This is a genomic window from Methanomicrobium sp., assembly GCF_055145805.1.
In genome coordinates, this window is sequence record NZ_JBSREC010000103.1 from 1 (window position 1) to 5589 (window position 5589).

Sequence of the window (5589 nt, forward strand, 5' to 3'; positions counted from 1 at the left end):
GCAACACCCGGACTCATTCCGAACCCGGCAGTTAAGCCCGTTTACGTCAGATGCTGTACTGAGATACGCGAGTTCTCGGGAACCATCTAACGCTGCAATTGTTTGATTCGGAATAGTTCTTTTGTGATTTTTTTTATTGTTACTGTTAAGTTTTTTGTTTCTTTTGACTGGTTTTGTATGGATTTCAGCCTATAGTCAGTATTTTTTACGAGATATCCCGTGCATATGAACAGGAGATCTCCTCACCGCTTACATTAAGGTAATTTTTTACAACTTCCACAGGTATTTTGGTTCCGTCTGATCTTTTAAGAACAATTTTATACTTCAGAGTACCTTTATTTTTAAGCTCAGACCAGTGTTTCTCCCATTTTTCAGAATTTAAATCAGGATTTATATCAAAAACTGTTTTTTTAAGAAATTCGCTTTTTGAGTATTTTGCAAGATCACACGCAGCTCTGTTTGCATAGATTATGTCTCCTTGTTTATTTAGATAGTATATGGATTCGGGTGAGGATTCCACTGCAAACTGAGTAAGAAGAAGTCTGTCCTCAAGCTTTTTTCTGTTTGTTATGTCCCTTCCAAAAAAAATGACATTATTCGTGTCTGATTCATTTTTCATAGGGAATATCATCAGGTTTATCAGGTGTTCCTTATTCGTGAAGAAAAGACTGTAATTTTCAATAACAGATCCTTTTTTTCTTAATACCTCTTCTATCTGAATTTTTAGCCTTTCCGAGACGTCGTTTTGGAAGATATCTTTAATGTAATAATTGTGAAATTCATTTCCTTCTGGTTTTAAAAGTCTTCTTGTAGCAGGATTGGCATATAAAAACTGCCCGTTCCTGTGAATGATTCCTATTAAATCCGGAGAATCCTCAATGATGCCAAGATTTTTTAATTCTATATGTTTAAGCCTTAGAACAATTCCCAGAATATTTGCCGCAATAAGAAGTGCGTCGGTCTCTTCCGGACTCCATTCTCTTCTGTTTTTGCAGTCTTCAACAGTTATAATTGCAGTTTTTGCCTCCTCAAAAGATACAGGAATGCATAAAAGAGACATCGTTTTGCATATATCCATGACCTTCTGGATATCTTCATCCACACTTTTGCTAATATAAGCAAAAGGTTTTTTTTGGGAATAAAATGCTTTATCTCCTGAATCCTTTTTTGGTCGTTTTAAAAAGGTTAGAATTTCGCTGTTATCCGGGTAATTTTTTATTTCAGGTGAGATCCATTCAAATCTTTTTTTATAGGATTCATCTTTGGGGAATCTTTCGTCACTAAAAAAAATTGAAACTCTGGATGCTTCAATGGCAATTCCAAGGATGTGAAGAATGTTTTTTATATCTTCAGACACTGATTTTGAATGTAAAAGGAAGGATATTGAAGAACCCACTGCATCAAAGAGGCGGCTTTTGTAGTTCAGACTTAATTTTGAGGCGTTTAGAAGTCTGATGTCAATTATTGTGCAGAATATTCTCAGAGACTTTTCAGACTCATCATAAATTTCTGCACAGAATAAAAGAACAGGCAGAGATTCGTCTCCCTTTTTTATAAATAAAATTTCTCTCCCCGGAAATCCTGTTTTTTTAATCCCGGAGGAAAAAATCTGTTTTCCTTTTACAATTTCATCTTCCCTGAAAAAATTCAGAATATCTCGTCCGAGAATTTCTTCCTTTTCATATCCTAAAATATTTGACCATTCCAGATTCACGTCTAAAATTATTCTGTTTTTGCTTAAAATAGCACAGGGAACAGGGGCTTTCTGAAAAATTTTCCTGTATTTTTCTGTGCTCATTGAAATCGCTTTCTCAATATTATGAAATGTATATGATGCCCTTATAATCCTTGTAAGTTCTGCATCATCATTTCCAAAATCCGGCAGATATTCTGTCTTAATTTTTTCATCAGCCGGCAAAAGGTTATTTTTTGATTTGTTTCCGGCAATGAGCATTAAGGTATTGTAATCATAATTTTCCGGAAAGATCGAAAAAGGGCTGGATTTTTCATTTAATGTATAAAGTATTACATCAAAAAATGAATCTTCTAACTGGTCTGCCGCCTCTTCGTCATACTGTGAGGCTGATACCTGAAAATCATTACAGTTCTGAAGGTACTGCTTTGTTTTTTTTAACCTTTTGCTGTCACTGTCAACAATCAGAATTTTAATCAGAGTATATACCCCTCCGAATTTTTAATTTTAAGATCTTTATACAATCTAATCTTAATCAGGCCGGCAATTTAATATTTTTCATCAATTTCAGGGTAATAATTAAAAATTGCATTCATCTGTATGTTTTTTTACAACAATATTCTTTATTCTGGCCGGGATTCTGGCAGTTTATTGGAAAAAGTATAGATATTAATAAGTTAATTTTCGTTTTAGTATGACATTCAGGGTTCATGATCAAAAAGATCTTATTGAAAAAGTAAATGCGCTTTTTAAAGTCTATGACGATTTCGAGATTATTTCAGGCGAACTCGCATCTCTCGGTTTTTTACGTACAGGTGGAAATCCTGATATAATTGCGGCTGAAAATACAGAACTGGAAGTATATGTTCATGTAAATATTGGCAGTAACGGGCTGGTTGAGCGTTATGAAGTCCTGACGTTTGATGAGATAAAAGAGGCTATAAAATAATCATCAGATTTTCTTTCTGAGATCTCCTCTCATAAAACAGATTATCGCGGTTATTATTCCGAGTGCTGCCATTGACAGAAATATAACATGCATACTCCTGATAAATTGTGGGAGATTTTCTGCTGTTATTTCAGATGTTCCGGCATAGGCTGTTATAATGAGGGTCGCTATGCTGATACTTACAATATTTCCGGTCTGCTCAAATGTATTTGCAATTCCCGATGCTTCTCCCTGAAACTTTTCTTTTACCGAACTCATAATCGCATTTTTGTTTGGCGATGAAAAAAAGGCATATCCTGCTCCTGTAACTGCGAGCATCAGTGATATTGTAATAATATCCGGCTTCATTCCGGCTGAGGAGTAGAAAAGGAGTGTTGCAACAATCACCGACATTCCTAAGGCTGTTACATAACGCGGCTCAATTCTGTCAGAGAGATGTCCGGCAAAGGGAGATAATGCTCCCTGGACTACAGATGCCGGAATAAGCAGGATTCCGGCGGCAAAAGTGCTGTAGAAAAGACCGTTTTCCAGATATATGGAAAGTGTGAATATGATGCACCCTGTTGTTATGTAATATAGGAGATCTGCACAGACTGAGTAGGCAAATACTCTGTTTTCTTTGAAAATACCCGGAATAAAAAGCGGGTTTTCTGCTTTTCTCTCCCAAATCACAAGAATTGCGAGCAAAAATAAACCTGCGATGAGGCTTGGGAGTGCATTTGGTGAGAGGAGATTTGAGATTCCTGCGGCAATCAGAATAATTGCGGGGCAGAGGATGAGTATACCTCCCAGATCAAATTTCCTTTCTGTTTTATCTGTATCAAAAAGGAGATTTTTGCCGAACCCTGATGCCAGATATCCTGCTGTGAGGGTTATCGGGACTGTGATAAAAAATACCGCCTGCCATCCGAAAAATTCCGAGGCCAGACCTCCGGGGATCATTCCGCAGACATATCCTGCGTATCCTGCAAAAAGATATATTCCAAGCGCTTTTCCCCTGTTTTTCAGTCCGTAAATGCGGGTTAGAAGAACAAGGGCTGCTGCTGTCATCATACCGTCTCCTGTCCCCTGAATAAATCTGAAGATTATTATCTCTGCACCGGACCCTGATACTCCGCAGAGAAAGGATGATACTGCAAATATGATGCATCCTAAAGAGAATATTTTTATGTGGCCGTATCTGTCACCAAGTCTTGCCGCCGGTATCAGAAGCATGACTGCCCCGAGCAGATGTGCCTGGATTACAAACCCCATCTCTCTTGCACCGAGGTGAAATGTATGAGCCATCAGGGGATTTGCCAGAGTTACAGATGATATTGTAAAATAGATGGAGAATGCGGCAAGTCCTGTTATAAACGATATTTTTTTTAAATCTGAGCTGAAAACCGGAAGTGTCACTTATTATCTGTTTTAAGAGTATTCTGATATATTATCTGTGGAAATAATTTCCCTTTATTATTTTGTCAGAAACCGTTCAATGACGGTTAACGGGAAATTTTACAAAAGAAGAATAAATTTTTAATTGATCTTTTGCCGTCCGGCAAAAAATCATGTTCTTTTCTTATACATACATCTGGAGGATGGCAGCTATAAAGTCAAAAACCATCTTCCACCAGTCAAGATTTTCCCAAAACATAATTTATCATAACTCCTTTTTGGTATTGTGTTTTATATTACACAATTACAATCAAACATTATTTTCAATTGTTAAAAAAGACTTTCAATCAAATTTGAAATTCAACAATATTTTTCAATTTTCCATATTTTTTAAAATAATATTTTTATCATTCGCCATTATGTAAATAATATTTCCTATTTGGGTTATCTATGCCGATGTATTTAAATCAGTTTATATGGGATTAACCAGAAAAATGATACATTCAATATGAAAAATACCCATCTGATTTTTGTAGGCCACCATAAAGAGAGATTGATTGAATCCTTAAAAATGTCCGGAGGATATCCCATGGTAAAGATAATTCTTATAGTGGGTGAGCAGTCCTCAAGCGGGGAAGAAAAATCACGCATTGTAGCAGAAGAGATACGTTGTTATCTTTCCCCTGTTGTCGATACCGAAATTGCCTTTATAGATAAAAAAGACGTAAAAAGAGGCGCTTTACAGATAATTAATATCATCAGAAAAGAAAAGAAATCAGGGTCAGGTGTTGTAATAAATATAAGCGGCTCTCTCAGGACTTTTGCAGTTTCAGCCTATATTGCAGGTTCAATTACAAAATCAAGGGTAGTTACCTCAATTCCAAAATATAATTCGGATGAGAAGGAGATTGGGATAGAAGAGGTTATTGAAGTTCCGGTTCTTCCGGTCTGCTTTCTCCGTGATGAACAGATGCAGATCGTTTTAGCAATAGATGAAGGAGTGGAATCCTTAGATGAGCTTATCATGAGAATAAAACCTTCAATGGAGAAGTATTCTGATGAGTTCTACAAGGAGAGATCCCGTGTTTCCCACCATCTTAAAGTACTTGAAGGGAGCGGGTTTGTTGTAAAAAACAGAAAAGGAAGAAATATATCAGTAACTCTTTCGGATTTGGGCAGGATGATGAGTCAGATTGCAGACTGTCAGATCTGATCTTTTTTCAGGTCAAAACCGATATCTTTTAACTTTTGTAGGTCAATGTAAGTAGGCAACCTGCCAAGGTGGCGGAGTGGCCACGCGGTCGCCTGCAGAGCGACTACACCCCAGTTCAAATCTGGGCCTTGGCTTCACGAAGTTGTTTCGTAAGAAACTACGAGTGGAAGGAATTTTTCTCTGGAAAATTTCCGAACCCGAATTCCCGTCAGGGAATGAGGTGTTTTTATCAGGATTTATCCTGTTCAATTGCGGCCATAGCAACGGGGCAACACCCGGACTCATTCCGAACCCGGCAGTTAAGCCCGTTTACGTCAGATGCTGTACTGAGATACGCGAGTTCTCGGGAACCATCTA

General features: G+C 37.3%; 4 protein-coding genes, 1 tRNA gene and 2 rRNA genes. 5 read left to right on the forward strand and 2 right to left on the reverse strand.

All coding sequences use genetic code 11. The annotated features are described in order from the left end of the window. Positions 1-101: ribosomal RNA gene (gene rrf / locus ACTB1O_RS09565) — 5S ribosomal RNA — on the forward strand; the annotation flags it as partial. A 104-nt stretch (positions 102-205) separates the two neighbouring features. Here the strand turns inward: rrf (ACTB1O_RS09565) and ACTB1O_RS09570 are convergent. Next, positions 206-1954 (reverse strand): PAS domain-containing protein, encoded by a 1749-nt coding sequence (locus ACTB1O_RS09570; protein ID WP_462994910.1) that lies wholly within the window; start codon positions 1952-1954, stop codon positions 206-208. Positions 1955-2387: 433 nt separating this feature from the next. On the opposite strand from ACTB1O_RS09570, the gene ACTB1O_RS09575 reads away from it, so the two are divergent. Next, entirely contained in the window at positions 2388-2642 is a 255-nt protein-coding gene (locus ACTB1O_RS09575) for a hypothetical protein (RefSeq protein WP_462994911.1), read from the forward strand. A gap of 3 nt (positions 2643-2645) precedes the next feature. Here the strand turns inward: ACTB1O_RS09575 and ACTB1O_RS09580 are convergent, their stop codons facing one another. Then, entirely contained in the window at positions 2646-4040 is a 1395-nt protein-coding gene (locus ACTB1O_RS09580) for an MFS transporter (RefSeq protein ID WP_462994912.1), read from the reverse strand. A gap of 487 nt (positions 4041-4527) precedes the next feature. On the opposite strand from ACTB1O_RS09580, the gene ACTB1O_RS09585 reads away from it, so the two are divergent. From ACTB1O_RS09585 to rrf (ACTB1O_RS09595), 3 genes are all read left to right on the forward strand, one after another. After that, entirely contained in the window at positions 4528-5232 is a 705-nt protein-coding gene (locus ACTB1O_RS09585) for an HFX_2341 family transcriptional regulator domain-containing protein (RefSeq protein ID WP_462994913.1), read from the forward strand. A gap of 62 nt (positions 5233-5294) precedes the next feature. Continuing rightward, a tRNA-Cys gene (locus tag ACTB1O_RS09590) sits at positions 5295-5366 on the forward strand. Between the two features lie 113 nt (positions 5367-5479). Beyond that, a 5S ribosomal RNA gene (rrf, locus tag ACTB1O_RS09595) occupies positions 5480-5589 on the forward strand; the annotation flags it as partial.

What these genes read in the sequence shown, in the direction of transcription:
- ACTB1O_RS09570 (WP_462994910.1), bottom strand. Translation starts at nt 1,954, where the DNA reads ATGCTCATTGCCGGAAACAAATCAAAAAATAACCTTTTGCCGGCTGAT.
- ACTB1O_RS09575 (WP_462994911.1), top strand. Translation starts at nt 2,388, where the DNA reads ATGACATTCAGGGTTCATGATCAAAAAGATCTTATTGAAAAAGTAAAT.
- ACTB1O_RS09585 (WP_462994913.1), top strand. Translation starts at nt 4,528, where the DNA reads ATGAAAAATACCCATCTGATTTTTGTAGGCCACCATAAAGAGAGATTG.